At 74.8% G+C, this 16,366-nt stretch carries 15 protein-coding genes; 11 read left to right on the plus strand and 4 right to left on the minus strand.

The window, feature by feature from the left end; genetic code table 11:
* Positions 1–62: 62 nt before the first annotated feature.
* A complete protein-coding gene (locus CLV28_RS11165) occupies positions 63–1,463 on the minus strand; it encodes an MFS transporter (RefSeq protein ID WP_100423386.1) in 1,401 nt (466 codons plus the stop codon).
* A 101-nt stretch (positions 1,464–1,564) separates the two neighbouring features.
* Between CLV28_RS11165 and CLV28_RS11170 the strand changes: the two genes are divergently transcribed.
* The 7 genes from CLV28_RS11170 (at position 1,565) to CLV28_RS11205 (ending at position 10,811) form a co-directional block, all read left to right on the plus strand.
* Positions 1,565–2,461: a helix-turn-helix transcriptional regulator gene (locus CLV28_RS11170; RefSeq protein ID WP_100423387.1), complete on the plus strand. Its 897-nt coding sequence runs from the start codon at positions 1,565–1,567 to the stop codon at positions 2,459–2,461.
* Positions 2,462–2,536: 75 nt separating this feature from the next.
* Positions 2,537–3,937 (plus strand): sensor histidine kinase, encoded by a 1,401-nt coding sequence (locus tag CLV28_RS11175; RefSeq protein ID WP_100423388.1) that lies wholly within the window; start codon positions 2,537–2,539, stop codon positions 3,935–3,937.
* Positions 3,934–4,575, plus strand: a complete 642-nt coding sequence (locus tag CLV28_RS11180; protein ID WP_100423389.1) for a response regulator transcription factor — start codon at positions 3,934–3,936, stop codon at positions 4,573–4,575. The genes CLV28_RS11175 and CLV28_RS11180 overlap by 4 nt, the downstream gene beginning before the upstream one ends.
* An 87-nt stretch (positions 4,576–4,662) precedes the next feature.
* The gene (locus tag CLV28_RS11185) at positions 4,663–5,475 is read left to right on the plus strand and encodes a DUF2306 domain-containing protein (RefSeq protein ID WP_157802616.1); all 813 of its coding nucleotides are present in this window, start codon (positions 4,663–4,665) and stop codon (positions 5,473–5,475) included.
* A 2,338-nt stretch (positions 5,476–7,813) separates the two neighbouring features.
* Complete coding sequence (locus tag CLV28_RS11195) at positions 7,814–8,422, plus strand: hypothetical protein (protein WP_100423390.1); 609 nt, start codon at positions 7,814–7,816, stop codon at positions 8,420–8,422.
* A 117-nt stretch (positions 8,423–8,539) separates the two neighbouring features.
* On the plus strand, positions 8,540–10,210 hold the full coding sequence (locus tag CLV28_RS11200) for a collagen-binding domain-containing protein (RefSeq protein WP_170062659.1): 1,671 nt from the start codon (positions 8,540–8,542) through the stop codon (positions 10,208–10,210).
* A 61-nt stretch (positions 10,211–10,271) separates the two neighbouring features.
* Entirely contained in the window at positions 10,272–10,811 is a 540-nt protein-coding gene (locus CLV28_RS11205) for a GNAT family N-acetyltransferase (RefSeq protein WP_100423392.1), read from the plus strand.
* A gap of 18 nt (positions 10,812–10,829) precedes the next feature.
* On the opposite strand, the gene CLV28_RS11210 is transcribed toward CLV28_RS11205, so the two are convergent.
* Together CLV28_RS11210 and CLV28_RS11215 are read right to left on the minus strand one after the other, a co-directional pair.
* Positions 10,830–12,062: an MFS transporter gene (locus CLV28_RS11210; protein ID WP_100423393.1), complete on the minus strand. Its 1,233-nt coding sequence runs from the start codon at positions 12,060–12,062 to the stop codon at positions 10,830–10,832.
* Positions 12,059–12,703: a GntR family transcriptional regulator gene (locus CLV28_RS11215; RefSeq protein ID WP_203968036.1), complete on the minus strand. Its 645-nt coding sequence runs from the start codon at positions 12,701–12,703 to the stop codon at positions 12,059–12,061. The genes CLV28_RS11210 and CLV28_RS11215 overlap by 4 nt, the downstream gene beginning before the upstream one ends.
* 115 nt (positions 12,704–12,818) lie before the next feature.
* On the opposite strand from CLV28_RS11215, the gene CLV28_RS11220 reads away from it, so the two are divergent.
* The 4 genes from CLV28_RS11220 to CLV28_RS11235 all read left to right on the plus strand — a co-directional run bounded on the left by CLV28_RS11220 (position 12,819) and on the right by CLV28_RS11235 (position 15,638).
* Positions 12,819–13,271, plus strand: a complete 453-nt coding sequence (locus CLV28_RS11220) for a MarR family winged helix-turn-helix transcriptional regulator (RefSeq protein ID WP_100423486.1) — start codon at positions 12,819–12,821, stop codon at positions 13,269–13,271.
* A gap of 89 nt (positions 13,272–13,360) precedes the next feature.
* Positions 13,361–13,924: an isochorismatase family protein gene (locus tag CLV28_RS11225; RefSeq protein ID WP_100423394.1), complete on the plus strand. Its 564-nt coding sequence runs from the start codon at positions 13,361–13,363 to the stop codon at positions 13,922–13,924.
* Between the two features lie 46 nt (positions 13,925–13,970).
* Positions 13,971–15,203 (plus strand): MFS transporter, encoded by a 1,233-nt coding sequence (locus CLV28_RS11230; RefSeq protein WP_100423395.1) that lies wholly within the window; start codon positions 13,971–13,973, stop codon positions 15,201–15,203.
* A gap of 96 nt (positions 15,204–15,299) precedes the next feature.
* A complete protein-coding gene (locus tag CLV28_RS11235; RefSeq protein ID WP_203968038.1) occupies positions 15,300–15,638 on the plus strand; it encodes a TraR/DksA family transcriptional regulator in 339 nt (112 codons plus the stop codon).
* A 30-nt stretch (positions 15,639–15,668) separates the two neighbouring features.
* On the opposite strand, the gene CLV28_RS11240 is transcribed toward CLV28_RS11235, so the two are convergent.
* Positions 15,669–16,340, minus strand: a complete 672-nt coding sequence (locus CLV28_RS11240) for a GAP family protein (RefSeq protein ID WP_100423396.1) — start codon at positions 16,338–16,340, stop codon at positions 15,669–15,671.
* Positions 16,341–16,366: the final 26 nt, after the last annotated feature.

Here is a 16,366-nt window from a genome sequence, read left to right on the forward strand (position 1 = left end):
ACGGTAGGAACGGACGGACGGACGAGACAGACCCTGCTGGTACCCCGCTCGCCCAGCCTGGCTCATCGACGCGTCGTCGGCAGGACGAGGACGACGGCCGCGACCAGTGCCGCGACGAGCAGCACGGTCCCGGCGAACATCGCACCCGCGTAGGTCGCCGCGACCGCGAGCACGAGACTCGTGCCGAGCGCCCCGCCGAGCTGGTGGAAGGCGTTGACGGCACCCGAGGCGGCGCCCGCGTCGGCGGCGTCGACACCTACGACTCCGGAGGCGGTCAACGGCCCGAACGCGAGCCCCTGCCCCGCGCCGACGAGCGTCATGGGCAGCGCGACGCCCACGGCGTACGAGGTCGACGGGTCGATCGTGCTCAGCCATCCCATGCCGACGACCGCGAGCGCGAGCCCGACGACCAGCAGCGCGGGCCCGCTCGACCGCCGCTGCAGGCGCGGCACGGCGAGCGCGACGGCAAAGTTCACGATCGTCATCGGGAAGAACGCGATCCCGGCGGCGAGCGCCGTGAACCCGCGCGCGTCCTGCAGGTACTGGCTCGTGAACAGGAAGAAGCCCATCATCGCGCCGATGAACAGCAGCCTCGCGAGGTAGGCGCCGACGCGCTCGCGGCTCGTGAACAACCGCAGCGGCAGGACCGGCTGGGCCGCCGTCCGCTCGACCAGGACCAGCCACGCCAGCAGCGCGACGCCGGACACGAGCGCGACGACGGTCACGGCGTCCGACCACCCCACCTCGCCCGCACGCACGAACCCGTACACGAGGGCTGCCGGGCCGGCGGTCGCCAGCAACGACCCGGCGACGTCGACGCGGCCGGGCCGGCGCTCGGTCTCGGGCAGCGCGCGCAGCCCCGCGACAAGCATCACCACGCCGATGGGCAGGTTCACGAGGAACCCGGCCCGCCACGAGACCAGGTCGGCGAGCAGGCCGCCGACCACGAGCCCGACGCTCGCGCCGATCCCCGCGACCGCGCCGTAGGCGGCCGTGGCGCGGCTGCGCCCGGCACCCTCGGGGAACGTGGCGGTCAGCAGCGCCAGGGTCGACGGCGCGAGCACCGCGGCCCCGACGCCCTGCACCGCGCGGGCCCCGACGAGCCACGCCCCGGTCGGGGCGAGGCCGACCGCGACGGACGCGAGCGTGAACACCGCCAGCCCGAGCACGAACGTCCGCCGCCGGCCCAGCACGTCACCCGCGCGCGCCCCGAGCAGCAGGAGCCCGCCGAACGTGAGCAGGTAGGCGTCCTGCACCCACGCGAGCGCCCCCGACGACATTCCGAGCTCGGCCTGGATGTGCGGCAGGCCGGTGATGACGATCGAGTTGTCGAGGATCACCATGAAGTAGCCGACGAGGATGATCGCGAGGACCGCGGTCGTGCCGCGGGCGGACGCCGACGGCTGGCCCGCAGAGGTGCGGTCGGCAGCGTCGGGCGATGAGGTCGAGGGTGCGCTGAACATGTCTCCAGTGGACGACGACGCACGGCCGGGCGGGAGTCCCGGCCGTGCCGGGTACCGGCAGGACCTCCCACGACGACGCGGGCGGACGTACCGTCGACGGCATGGACCTGAAGGCCGAGACGCGCGAGTTCCTCGCGAGCCGCCGTGCGCGACTCACCCCCGACAAGGCGGGCCTGCCCGCGTACGGCGGGAACCACCGGCGCGTGCCCGGCCTGCGCCGCGAGGAGGTCGCGATGCTCGCGGGCGTGAGCGTCGACTACTACACGCGCCTCGAGCGCGGGAACCTCGCGGGCGCGTCCGAGGAGGTCCTCGAGGCGCTCGCGGGCGCGCTGCAGCTCGACGAGGCCGAGCGCGGTCACCTGTTCGACCTGGCGCGCGCGGCCAACGCCTCGGGCGCGGCCCGCTCCCGGGCGCGCCGGCGACCGCCCGCGGTGCTGCGTCCCACGGTCCAGCGCATCCTCGACGCGCTGGACGCGCCGGCGTTCGTGCGCAACGGACGGCTCGACGTGCTCGGCGCCAACCCTCTCGGCCGAGCCCTGTACGCGCCGCTCTACGACTCGCCGACGCGCTCGCCCGAGCGTCCCGTGAACACCGCGCGGTTCCAGTTCCTCGACCCTGCGGGTGCCGCGCGGTTCTGGGGCGACGCGGCCGACCGCATGGCGCACGACGCGGTCGCGATCCTGCGCGCCGAGGCCGGCCGCAACCCGTACGACCGCGGCCTCACCGACCTGGTCGGCGAGCTCTCGACCCGCAGCGAGGACTTCCGTCGCCTGTGGGCGTCGCACGACGTGCGCCTGCACCGCACGGGGACCAAGGTGTTCCACCACCCCGCGGTCGGATCGCTCGAGCTCGGCTACGAGGCGCTCGAGCTCCCCGCCGACCCCGGGCTCCAGATGAACGTCTACACCGCCGTGCCCGGCTCGCCGTCGGCGGACGGTCTCACGCTGCTCGCGTCGCTCGCCGCGACGACGTCGGCGGAGGGTGCTCGCGTCGACTGACTCCCCCGCACGGGGGACCTGCGTCCACCCGGACGACGGTGCCGCGCGACACGGCCGCTGCGGGAGGATCGTCCCGTGACCACGACCATAGCCCCCACGGCTCCGCCCGCCCCGGACACCCGCACCTCGCTCGCGACGCCCGCCTGGGTGCTCGCCCTGATCGGCCCTCGCTGGGCGGTCTCGGTGATCTTCGCGTTCGCGCTGCTCGTCCTCCTCGCGATCACCCCGGTCGGCCTGCCGCAGATCGAGGTCACGGACTACACCGGGACAGTCTTCACGATGTCGGGGGTCGGGGGCTGGCTGGGGGACTTCGCGTCGCACAGTCCCTGGAGGTTCGACTCGTGGGTCGCGCCGTTGTCGTGGTTCGGCTCGCTGAGCTCGGTCGTCGCGGTGCTCCTCGCGCGTCGACGGCCGCTCGTCGCGGCCCTCCTCGCGTCGTGGCCGTTCGTCATGATCCCGCTCGTCGGCACCTTCGTGTGGGGATGGTGGCTCGGCCTGCTCATGGTCACGGTCCTCGCGTCGCTCGAGGGCGTGCGGCGCGCTCTCGTCCCGCTCGCGGCGACGGTCGCCGTGACCGTCGCGTACGCGTTCAGCGGGGTCGAGGCGAGCACCCCCATCGGCATGGTCAGCGCGTCCGACGGCACGTTCGACTATGCAGTGAAGACCACGTCGTTCTACCTGATCGCGGTCGTCGCGGTCGTGACGACGTCGGCCGCGATCGGCGCAGGGGCCCGATCGCGCCGGCGCACGGCCGAGGCGACCGCGACCGCACGTCGGGCGTTCGAGGTGGAGTCGCTCGCCACCGAGCGCGCGCGCCTGGCGCACGACCTGCACGACGTCGTCGCGCACCACGTGTCGCTCGTGGCCGTGCGCGCCGAGTCCGCGCCGTTCGTCCACCCCGACCTCGACGAGGACGCACGGGCCGTCCTCGCACTCATCGCCACCGACGCGCGCAGCGCCCTCGACGAGCTGCGCCAGGTGCTGGCGGTGCTGCAACGGACGGAGAAGGACGGCGCGCGCGCCCCGCAGCCCGGTGCGTGCGAGATCGTGGCGCTCGTCGACCAGGCGCGCTCGGCCGGGCAGCAGGTCGAGCTCGAGGGCGCGTGCGACGACGTCCCGAGCGCGCAGGGCTACGTGCTCTACCGCGCGGCGCAGGAGGCCCTGACCAACGCGCGCCGGCACGCCCCCGGGGCGGTCGCGCACGTGCGGCTCTCGCGCGACGACGACCACGTCGGCCTCGAGGTCGTCAACGCGTCGCGCACGACGGGCGAACCGACGCCCGGACGCGGGCTGCTCGGCATGCGCGAGCGGGTCGAGGCGCTCGGCGGCACGGTCGAGGCCAGCACGCTCGACGGGTGCTTCGTCGTGCGGGTCGCGCTCCCCTGCCCGCCGGCGGACGGCGCGGGCAGCGTCGCGTCGTCCGCGACCGACACCGACCCGGGGCAGGACGCGACCGGACGGACGTCCGACGCATGACCCGCGTCGTGGTCGCCGACGACCAGCCGGTCGTCCTGCACGGGTTCGCGGCGATCCTCGACTCGGCCGACGACCTCGAGGTCGTCGCGACCGCGACGGACGGGGTCGAGCTGATCGCCGCGGTCGAGCGCACCTCGCCCGACGTCGCGGTGGTCGACGTCCGCATGCCCCGCCTCGACGGGATCAGCGCGACCGCGCGCATCTGCGCCGAGCACCCCGGCACGCGCGTGCTGATCCTCACGACGTTCGACCTCGACGAGTACGTGTACGACGCGCTGCGGGCCGGCGCGAGCGGGTTCCTGCTCAAGGACACCACGGCCGAGCGGCTCGTCGAGGGCGTGCGGATGGTCGCCGACGGCTCGATGCTGCTCGGCCCGAGCGTCACGCGACGCCTCGTGGGCGACTTCGCGGCCCGCGCGCCGCGCACCCGGGCCCCCGGCCTCGACGCGCTCACGCCGCGCGAGACCGAGGTGCTGCTCGCGGTCGCGCGCGGTCTGTCCAACGCCGAGGTCGGCGCCGCGCTGTTCATCGGCGAGCAGACGGTCAAGTCCCACGTGTCCGAGGTGCTGCGCAAGCTCGGCTGCCGTGACCGGGTGCAGCTCGTCATCGCCGCCTACGAGAGCGGGATCGTGGGCTGACCCCGAGCGCGGCCGGGGTACGGACCGGGGTCACGACCAGGGTCGTCCCCGATGCCCGGCGTCCGCCCCGGCTGGGTCAATGGGCGCATGGGGACACCGAAGAAGGACCGCCGGGCCTGGCCCGTCACCGCGACGCTCGTGGGCCTCGCCATCGCCGCCGTCGCGGTCACGCCGTACCTGACGACGTCGCTCGCCGACCTCGCCGCGGACGACGCGGGCGTGGCCCGCGGGTACGTCGACGCGCCCGCCCTCGTGCGGGTCGCGTTCTACGCGCACGTCGTCGCGGGCGGTCTCGCTCTCGTGCTGAGCCCGGTCCAGCTGTGGCCGCGCCTGCGCCGCCGACGCCCGCACGTGCACCGCGTCATGGGTCGGGTCGTGGCCGGCGCGATCGCCGTGGCCGGGACCGCGAGCCTCGTGATCGCACCGTTCAACCAGGCAGGGCTCGTGGGCACGCTCGGCTTCGGCGGCCTCGGCGCGCTCTGGCTGTGGACGACGTGGCGCGGGGTCCAGGCCGCGATGGTGCACGACGTCGCCGCGCACCGTCGGTGGATGACGCGCGCGTTCGCGCTCACGTTCGCCGCGGTGACGCTGCGCCTGTGGACCGGCGTCCTGATCGCCGCCCAGGCCCTCGTCGAGGGCGAGTCGTTCGACCCGGCCGTCGCGTTCGACCGCGCGTACGTGATCGTGCCCTTCCTGTGCTGGGTGCCGAACCTGATCGTCGCCGAGCTGCTCGTGCGGCGTCAGACGTCGATGCGCGCGGGCGGAGGCGGTGGGGGCGCCGGGGTCGGCGCCGGTGCCGCGACGGGCGCGACGGCAGGGGCGGGCACCGGCGCTGGTCCGGGTGCCGGCGCCGGTGCCGGCGCGGGCACGGGCCCGGCACTGGGGACGATCGTCCCGTAGGGCCCGGGCGCGCCGCCGGGGCCGGGACTCGCGATCGGGCCCGGTGCTCCGTACGCCCCGTGCGGGCCGTACGCACCGGGCGTGCCGTGCCCGCCGGGCGCGCCGTACCCACCGGGCGCACCGGGCCCCGCGGCGCGGCGTCGGCGGCCGCGCCGGACGAGCACGACCACCAGCAGCACGATCCCCACGAGGAGCGCGAGCATCACGAACACGACCCCCAGCCCGACCCACAGGGCGAGCGCCGCGCGGTCGGTCGCGCCCTGCGCCGTCGTGGCAGCCCCCGACACGTCGCCGTCGGCGAGCAGCTCGCGGGCATGCTCGGTGGTCGCGTCGAGCGAGAGCGTCATCTCGCCGAGCTCGGTCAGCGGGTCGCTGCTCGCCGCGACGGTCGCGGAGACCGTCCCCACGAGGGTGATGGCCTCCGCGGCCTCGGGCAACGTGCTGCCGAGCCGCCGGTATCCGGCCGCGGAGTCGGCGCGCTCGTAGTCGTCGCGGATCGCGGCGGGCACGGGCGTGCCGGTGGCCGCTGCGGCGGCCTGCACGTCCTGTGCCGCCGCGGCCGCGCCGTCGAGGTCCGCGAAGGCCTCGCCCGCGACGTCGAACTTCCACGACGTCATGGCGGCGCGCAGCCCGACCGGCGGAAGCCAGGCGCCGTCGGTCTCGTCGAGCACCGCGTACTCCTCGCGTGCCTCGGCCCGGGCGTCGAGCTGCGTGGTGTCGCCGCGTCCGACGACCCACGTGCGGTACACCTCGTCGGCCTCCGTGGTGCCCGTGCCGGCCTCGACGAGGTCGAGGAACCGACGCTCGTCGGTCACGCCCTTGTTGGCGATGCTCTCGCCGGCGTCGTACGCGCTCTCCCCCTCGACGGCGGCGGACACGACCTGCGCGAACGCCTCGTCGTCGAGGTCGCCCACGAGCGCGTCGACCGCGGTGTGCGCCGCGGCGTAGCCGTAGGCCTCGGTGTCCGCGTCCTGGGTGCCGAGGTGCAGGGACGACCACTCCGAGAGCGGGATCGCGTCGGCGCTCGTGCGCGACGGCGCGGGCCAGGTCTCGGCCTTGCCGCCCTGCGCGTCGACGACGCGCATCGCGACCGTCTCGGCGAGCCCCTCGGAGATCCAGCGGTCGGTGAGCGCCGTCTCGTTGAGCCAGGCATGGCTGAGCTCGTGGAAGAGGAGGAGGTCGTCGAGCTCCTCCGACATCACGATCTCCTGCTCGTCGGAGTCGAACCAGCCGCCGTACCCGAGCACGAGCGGCGTCGAGTCCTCCCGGATCCGCTTGGCACCGCCGGGCCAGGGCAGGCCCACGGCCTCCTCGAGCGCGGGCAGGCCCTCCGTGACCCCGTCGGTCACGAAGTCCCGCCACGCCTTGTCGCCCGCATAGCTGAGGATCGACATCGTCGTGTCGCCGACGGTGACCTTGCCGACCTGCGCGCCCGCCGGGTCGCTCGCCGCGACGGCGGCCCAGATCCCGCCGTCGAACGTCTGGTCGGTCGCGGTGTACGTCGTCCGCCCGCCCGAGGACTTCTTCGAGAACTCTCCGTCGCTGGTGTCGAAGGTCATCCCGGACGGCACGACCACCTCGACGCGGGTGTTCCCTGGGTCACCCGTGCCCTGCGCGGCGAAGGTCGCGTACCCGGGCCCGACGCGCGTGAAGTCGTCGGAGCGGGGCTTGGCCCCGGGGATGTCGTACGTCCATTCGATCGTGCGGCTCTTGCCGTACCGCAGCGCCGAGAACGTCGCGGTCGCGTAGGCCGTCGCCGGGTCCTCGGAGCCCTCGGTCGTCACGGTCAGCGCCGACCCGCCGCTGGTCGCGCGCACGTTCTTCGCGTTCGCGGGGACGGGGATCCCCCAGCTCGTCCAGAAGAAGTACCGGTTGCCCTGGTCGGGCGTGGTGTTGCGGATGGTCGTCGTGACGGTCGCACGCACGGGCGAGCCGTCGGCAGAGACGACGAACCGGCTGGTCGACGTCTCACCGACGCCGTCGGCGGCCTGGGCCGCCGGGGCGACGACGAGGGACGTCGCGAGCACGCCCGCCCCGAGCAGCCCGGCGATCCCTCGTCGGATCGTGCTCGCCCATCTCGTGCTGCCGCCCCTGCGTGCCACGCTCGCCGCCCTCGTCGTCCGGCACCCGCGCGGCGGCCCGTCCGGCCGCCTCGTCGTGTGGTGCGGGGCGAGCGTAGCGATCCCTGTGCTCGACACGAACGGCGTCCCGCCCGCCGGACGCGCACGGAGCCGGCGGCGTGCCGAGCGCCCCGACGGGTGTGGCAGTCTGTGCTGGTTCCGGCGCGTCCACGCGGTGTGGTCCAGGAGGGCACGGGACCTGTTCCGAAGGACTCGTGATGGACCGCGACACCGACCTGATGACCGTGCTCGACGAGGCGCACGACGACGCCCCGGGCGCGGACGACGCCTCGGGGGATCCGGCGTCCGACCGTCCCGAGACCTCGCGCGCACGGCGGGTCGCGCTGGTCGCGGGCGTCGGGACGGCGCTCGTGGCGGTCGTGGCCGTCGCGACGACCGCGTACTGGAACTCGTTCGACCCCGCGCTGACACCGGTCGCCACGGTCACGGTCGACCCTGCCGCCGACGAGCCCCTCGGCGGTGGCGTGGTCGTGACGACGTGCGGGGACCCGCAGGTGCTCGACGCGGGCCCGGGTCCTGTCGCGGGCTGGTTCTCGGCGGTGCCGACCGGGGACGACGGCGCCCCGCTCCCGGCCGAGCAGTGGCCGTCCCAGGTCGCGGCGCACCCCGCGACCGTGCAGGTGCTCACCGACGACGGCACGGTGCTCGGCGGGATCGACCGCGCCGGGTGCGACGCGCTCGACGCCTGGACCGACCTGCCGGGCAACGCGACGGCGACGGACCCGTCGTGGGCGTCGGGGTCGATCGTGGTGCTCGACGCGGTGACGCGCGAGGTCCTCACGACCGAGGACATCCCCACGAGCTGAGCACCGCGGCGACGTGTGAGTCGAGTCACGATGCACGGGTTCACCCGGCCGTGCACGCACTTTCCTTACCACAAGGTCGGTAAGTTGAAAGTCTCACTACCTGATCCGAGGCTCTGCATGTTGCACACCCGTTCGCGCACGGCCCGCGCCGCCGCGTTCCTCCCCGCCACCGCGCTCACGCTCGCGGCCCTCGCCGCCCCGTCGGCCGCCTGGGCCGCCGACGACGCCGGCCCGGCGACGTCCGCCGTCAACCCGTTCGACCTCGCCGGCGGCTACACCGTGTACGCCCGGACCGACGCCGACCTGCTCAACCAGGAGCTCGAGGGCACCATCGCCGTCGGCGGCGACCTGACGATCGCACCCGAGGACGGCGGCGCGTACCAGGTCATGCACGCCATGGCGGGCACGGCCGACTACACCATCCCGACGGTCGACGGCGACCCGACGCGGGTGCTGGCCGGGACGTTCACGCAGGACTCGGGAGCGGTCCAGGTCACCGACACCGGCGTCCCCGCCGGCCGGGAGGACGAGCTCGCGGGCTACCTCAAGATCGTGGACGGCGACCCCGCGTTCGACGGCTACGAGCGCGCCGGCTGGGTCCGGTACACGACCGCCGGCTCGACCGAGCAGGGCCCGCTGGTCGACGCCGAGAACCAGCCCTGGCCCGAGGGTGCCGACACGATCGCGACCGACCTCGACAGCGTCGCCGGGTACGTCGAGCAGGGCTACGACCAGGGCGCGGCGGACCAGTGCCTCGCCGACCTCGTCCCGAGCGGCACCGCGCACCAGGTGGGCGTCCAGGAGGACGTCGGCGACCGCGTCGTGCTCGAGCCGCTCGAGGACGGCCGACCCAACGTCGTCGACTACGCCGACATCGCGGGCGCCCACGAGATCCAGATCGCCGGCGACGTCCAGCCCTCCGACGACACCCCGCTGATCGTCCAGGTCCCGGCCGGGACCACCTCGATCACCGGCAAGGTCTTCGACGACCCGACCGACGACGCGGACGACATCATGTGGGACCTCTCCGCGATCGACGGCCCGGTGACGGTCGACGGCTCGGGCACCGAGGTCGAGGGGTCGATCTACGCCCCGAACGCCGACCTCACGCTGAACGCCGCCCCGCTCAACGGTCAGGTCGTCGCGGACAACCTCGTCGTGACCGGCGGCGAGATCCACTCGTACCTCTTCACGGCGCAGATCCCGTGCGGCACGGTCACCCCGACCGCAGGGTTCAGCGTGACCAAGTCGCTCGCGGGCGACGCCGCGTCGTCCGTGCCCGCCGGCACCGAGTTCACGGTCGACTACGCGGTCGACGGCACCGACCAGGGCGAGCTCACCGTGACCGTGGGCGAGCCGACCGAGGTCGACGGGCTCACCGACGGCGCCGAGGTCACGATCTCGGAGCCCTCGTTCCCCGCGATCGACGACGTCACCTGGGGCGACCCGACGTGGACCGTCGACGGCACGAGCGCGACCCCCGACGCCGACGGCGCCGTGACGTTCACGCTCGACGCGGACGACGTCGTCGACGTCGCGCTGACGAACACCGCGACCCCGGTCACGCCGACCCCCACGCCGACGCCGACCCCGACGCCCACGCCCACGCCCACGCCCACGCCCAGCGTGACGCCGTCCCCGACGCCCACGCCGACGCCGTCGACCGAGGTGCTCGGCGCGACCGTCGACCGCCTGCCCTGGACGGGCAGCACGCCGCTCGTGCCGTTCGTGGCCGCGCTCCTGCTCGTCGGAGCCGGTGCGGTGCTGCTGCGCCTGCGACGCCGCTGAGTCCGGGCGGGCCGACGACGCGCCGTCGTCGGCCCGCCCGCAGGGCGCCTAGGCTGACCCGGTGCTCCCCGCCCGGCTGACCGACGGCGTCGTCCTGCGCCTCGCCGCGCCCGACGACGCCACGGCGCTCGCCGCGGCCCTGGTCCGCAACCGCACGCACCTCGCCCCGTGGGAGCCCGAGCGCCCGGCCGAGTTCTTCACGCCCGAGGGTCAGGCGGAACGGCTGCGGACGGCGCTCGCCGCGCACGACGCCGGCACCGCCGTCCCGCTCGTGCTGGCCGCGGACGACGCGGTGGTCGGTCGGGTCGACCTCGTGGACGTCGTCCGGGGCGCGTTCTGCAACGCCCACCTCGGGTACTGGGTCGACGGCGAACGGCAGGGCCGCGGGATCATGACGGCGGCCGTGGGCGTCGCGCTGCGGGTCGCGCGCGACGACCTCGGCCTGCACCGGGTGCAGGCGGCGACGCTCGTGCACAACGCCGGGTCGCAGCGCGTGCTCGCGACGAACGGCTTCGAGCAGATCGGCCTCGCGCCCCGGTACCTCAAGATCGCCGGGCGGTGGCAGGACCACGTGCTGTTCCAACGGATCCTGCACGACTGAGGCCTCACGGCCGGCCGGTCACCGCGCGGGCAGGTGCCGCCGGTACGCCGCGAGCACCGCGACGGCCGTGAGCGCGGCGAGCACCACGAGCGCCCCGAGCAGCACGGGCACGGCGACCCACCCGCTGAGCGCGGAGAGCACCGCGGGCGCGAGGAATCCCGCGTACGCGACGGCGTAGAACACGCCGGTGAGGCCCGCGAGGTCGGCCGGGCCGGCGATCCGCTGGACCTCGAGCAGGCTCGAGACGATCCCGATGCCGAACGCGACGCCGACCATGGCCGCCGCGACGAGACCGACGACGAGCGAGTCGGCGACCACGGCCGCCACGACCGCGCCCAGCCCGACCGCCATGGCCGCGAGGCACACGACGAGGCCGCGCGCGCTCGACGGGGTGTCGACGCGCTTGGCGAGCGGCTGCACGAGCGCCGCGACGACGAGCGTCGTGACGGTCAGCAGCGTCGCGTACCCGAGCCCCCACTCCCCCGCGGCGTCGCCGAGGAGGACGGGCAGGTAGCCGTAGGCGACGGCCGCGCCGCAGAACAGCCACGGGGCGGCCGGCACCACGACGCGCACGAACCGCCGGTGCCCGGCGGCGGGGATGCGCAGCTGCCGGCGCAGCGGGCCGGCGACGCCGCCCGTGGTCGCGGTCTCGGGCACCCGGGTCACGAGCCACACGAACGGCAGCGCGAGCAGCGCGTGGATCACGAAGGGCAGCCACTCGCCCAGGTCGGTGAGCTGCGCGATGGCCCCGGCGACGAGCGCCCCGAGCGCCGAGCCGAGCGTGAACGCGAGCGACGCCCGCCGGGCGCCGGCCTGCAGGTCGGCGCCCGGGTCGTAGGGTCCTTCGGAGAGCTCCTTGATCCAGGCGGTCCCCACGGCCATCGCGACGCCCACGGTCACGCCCGCGAACCAGCGCCCGAGGAGGATCAGCGCGACGCCGTGCGCGCTGAACGCGAGGAACCCGCTCGCGAGCACCGCGCTGAGCGTCGCGACGAGCATGAGCGGCCGGCGGCCGTAGCGGTCCGAGAGCGCCCCTGCGAGCAGCAGGGCGGGCGCGAGCCCGAACACGTAGACCCCGAGGAACTCGTTGACGACCGTCGTCGAGTAGTGCTGCACGTCCTTGAAGAGCAGCAGCAGCGGCGTGAACTGGTTGCCCGCGTACGAGCACACGAACACGAGGGCGAACACCACGACCCAGGGTCGTCCGCGGTGCGCCCTCCGGTCGGACGACGTCACCGCGGTCGCGCTCACAGCGCGCCCCGGTACCGGGCGACGTGCTCGTGCAGCACCCGTGCGTACCGCTCGGGGTCGCCGTGCGCGAGCGCGTCGGCGAGCGCGGCGTGGTCGTCGGCGGCCCCCGCGAGCTGGTAGGCGCGCACGCGCAGGAGCTGGTGCCGCAGCCGGCTCTGCCGGTCGCCGAGCAGCGCGTAGAAGCTGCTCAGCAGGGCGTTGCCCGCGGCGTGCACGACCGCCGCGTGGAACGCGTCGTCGGCCGCGACGAACGCCTCGACGTCGCCCGTCGCGACGTGCTCGCGCATGGTCGCGACGCTCGGCGCGAGGGTCGCGGCGACCTGGGCGGCGCGGGCGTCGTCGCACACGCGCCGGGCCGCGCTCGCCTCGATGGCCTCGCGCGCCTCGAGCACGTCGCGCGTCTCGTCGGCCGCCAGGGGCACGACGACGGCGCCGCGGCGGGTCTCGAGCGTGAGCAGCCGCTCGGCCGCGAGGCGCAGGAACGCCTCGTGCACGGGCGTGCGGCTCACGCCGATCTCTGCGCCCACCTGCGCCTCGCTCAGGAGCGCCCCGCCGGGCAGCCGCCCGGTGAGGATCTGCTGCTTGACGATCGCGTAGGCGCGCTCGGCGGCAGGTGTCCGGTCGTCCGCGGGGGTGCTCACGGCGCGACCGTACGCCGTCCGACGTCTTGCATGCAAGGTCGCGTCCAACCGCTCAGGGTCGAAGAATGCAAAGGAAGACTTGGCAGTTTCCCTTCTCGCGTGGCACAATAGTTGCGTGAGCGAACCAATTTCCCCGACCGCGGTGCCGGACACGTCGGACGTCGCGGCCGACCTCCGCAGCATCGTCGGACGCCTGCGCCGCCGCCTGCGCGAGGAGTCGGGCGAGCACGACCTCACGCCCTCGCAGACCGCCGCGCTCGGCCACCTCGGCCGACTCGGCCCGGCGACCGTGACCGACCTCGCGCGCGCCGAGCGCATGCGCCCGCAGTCGATGGGCGCGATCGTCGCGGCGCTCGAGCAGGCCGGCCTCGTGACCGGCACGCCCGACCCGTGCGACCGCCGTCGCACGCTGCTCGATCTGACGCCGCAGGCCCGCGAGCGCCTCGCGGCGCACCGCGCGGCCCGCCAGGACTGGCTGCACCGCACGATCGCGACCGAGCTCGACACCGGCGAGCAGCAGACCCTCGCGAACGCGGTCGCGCTCCTGCGCCGCCTCGTCGAGTCCTGAGCCCGCCCGACCTCGTCAGCCCCCGGACCATCCCCCCGGAACCACCCCGGACCACCCCGGACCACCCCGGACCACCCGCAAGGAGCACCATGGCCGTCACCACCCTCGACGCCCGCCCCGCCCTCGTCGTCGTCGACCTCCAGCGCGGGATCGTCGGCCCCGACCCCGCCCAGCCCGTGCGCGACGTCGTCGACCGCTCGGCCCGACTCGCGGCCGCGTTCCGTGCCAAGGGGCTGCCCGTCGTCCTCGTCAACGTCGCGGGGTCGGCCCCCGGACGGACGGACGCGCCGCCGCGCCCGCGCGCCGAGCGTCCCGCCGACTGGTCCGACCTCGTTCCCGAGCTCGACCGGCAGGCGGGCGACAAGACCGTGACCAAGAAGTCGTGGGGGGCGTTCACGCGCACCGACCTCGACGCGTACCTGCAGCAGCAGGCGGTCTCGCAGGTCGTCGTGACGGGCATCGCGACGAGCATCGGCGTCGAGTCGACCGCCCGCGCGGCCTACGAGCTCGGCTACCACGTGGTGCTCGCGACCGACGCGATGGCCGACCTCACGCCCGAGGCGCACGAGGCCGCGCTCGCGGGCATCTTCCGCCGCATCGGCGAGTCCGGCACGACCCAGGAGATCCTCGACCTCCTGGCGACCCACGCGTGAGACCGGCCGCCCGACGCGAGGAGCGTCGGGCGGAACGTTCCGCTCGCTGAAGGTCCGCGCCTACCGCGTCTGGGCCGCGGGCGCCGCGGTCTCGAACGTCGGCACCTGGATGCAGCGCACCGCGCAGGACTGGCTCGTGCTGACCGTGCTCACGCACAGCAGCGCGACCGCGCTCGGCGTCGTCACCGCGCTGCAGTTCACCCCGATCGTGCTGCTCCTGCCCCTGACGGGCTGGGCGTCGGACCACCTGGACCGCCGCCGCCTCCTCATGGCGACGCAGGCCGTGCAGGGCGTGCTCGCGCTCGCGCTCGGCGTGCTGACCGTGACCGGGCTGGTGACCCTCGGCCAGGTGTACGTGTTCGCACTCCTGCTCGGCGTCACGACCGCGTTCGACGGCCCCGCGCGGCAGACGTTCGTCGCCGAGCTCGTGCCCGAGACCGAGCTCGGCAACGCGGTCGCGCTCAACTCGACCTCGTTCAACCTCGCGCGCATGGTCGGCCCCGCGGTCGCGGGCGTCCTCATCGCCGCGGTCGGCACGGGCTGGGTGTTCCTGCTCAACGGCCTGTCGTTCGTCGCGGTGCTCGGCTCGCTGCTGCTCCTGCGCCCGGCCGACCTGCGCGCACGTCCCCGCCCGACCGCCACGGGCCGCGCGTCGCTGCTCGACGGGTTCCGCGCCGTGCGCTCCGACCCGCTCACGTCGACCGTGATGCTCATGATGCTGCTCGTCGGCACGTTCGGCCTGCAGTTCCAGATCTTCGTGCCGACCATGTCGGTCGCGGAGTTCGGCGTCGGCTCGGCGGCCTACGGCATGCTGACCTCCGTCATGGCGGTCGGGTCCGTCGCGGGCGCCCTGCTCGCCGCGCGCCGCTCGCGCCCCGGCATGGCGGCGCTGCTCGCCGGCGCGGCCGTGTTCGCGGTCGGCCTGGGGCTCGCGGCCGCAGCGCCCGGGTACTGGCTGTTCGCGGTCGTGCTCGTGCTCGTCGGGGTCGCCGCGCAGACGTTCTCGGCGACCTCGAACACGCTCGTGCAGCTCTCGACCGCCCCGCACCTGCGCGGACGCGTCATGGCGATCTACCTCGCGGTCGCGCGCGGCGGAGCCCCGGTCGGCGCCCTGCTGCTCGGGTGGGTCGCGGACGCCGTGGACCCCCGCGCCGGCCTCACCGTCGGCGCCCTCGCGGCGCTCGGGGCGGTCGTGATCGGCCTGCGCTACCTCGTGCGGCACCGCGGCCTGCACGTCGAGCACGAGTCGTGGCACGTGCACCTGGCCCTCGCCGCCTGAGCCCGCGGGGGTCGCGTCGAGCCGTGACCTGCGCCCCGGCCCCGTGGCGCTCCCGGGCCAGGGTGTCGGACGCCGCAGCCCGGGTAGCGTCGGAGCGTGACCTCCGACCCCATCCGGGACCGTCTCCTGGCCCGCCGCGACGCGACCCTGCGCCGGCTCGCGGGCCTGCGGGGCGACGTCCGCGGCCTGGTCGAGGCGTCGCGCGGGTCCAACGCCGACGACGAGCACGACCCGGAGGGCGCCACGATCGCGTTCGAGCGCGCCCAGGCCGAGGCGCTCGCGACACAGGCCACCGCGGAGATCGACGAGGCGGACGCCGCCCTCGCGCGCCTCGACGCCGGGACGTACGGCACCTGCGAGTCGTGCGGGCGCCCGATTGCGCCGGGCCGCCTCGAGGCGCGGCCCACCGCACGCCGGTGCATCGACTGCGCGTGAGGCACCGCCCCCGTGCCGCGGCGCGGTCGGCTACAGCGCGCCGATGCCGTCCCCGATCATCTTCGCGCCGATCACGAGCAGCAGGATCGACATGATCACGGCGTTGTTCTGGACCATCCAGTCCTTGAGCTCGTCGAGGACCTTGCCCGCGCGGTCGCCCAGCGCGAAGTAGATGACGAGGGGCAGCGCGACCCCGACGCTCGCGACGACCGCGAACACCGCGAGGGCCCCGAACTGCGCACCCGTGTCGCCGGGGGCCGCCGTCGCGATCGCCGCGGCTCCCGAGACGACGAGCAGGAGGTTCTTCGGGTTCACCGCGCTGAGCAGCACCGCGAGACCCGCGGCCTTCACGGGCGTGAACGTGTCGATGGTCGCCATCCACCGGGGTGTCTCGGGCGCGACTCCCTCACGCGGACGCTTGCGGAACTGCCCGACGGCGACGACCAGCAGCAGGGCGCCGAGCACGATCTTGACGACCGCGGCCCAGGTGGGAGTCCCCTCGTCGTCGGGCACCGCTGCGCCGGACAGCAGCAGCACGATGCTGCCGACGAGCGCGACGCCGACGAACCAGCCGGTCAGGAACGCGAAGCTGTTGGGCTTGGCACGCGGTGTGACGAGCATGAGCACGACCGCGACCACAGGCAGCGGGCTGATCATGACGCCGACCGCGATGGGCAACGACGCCCCGACAGCGGATCCCATGGGTGCTCCTTCGATCGCGCAGCTCA

The sequence above is a fragment of the Sediminihabitans luteus genome (assembly GCF_002797595.1).
Classification (GTDB): domain Bacteria; phylum Actinomycetota; class Actinomycetes; order Actinomycetales; family Cellulomonadaceae; genus Paraoerskovia; species Paraoerskovia lutea.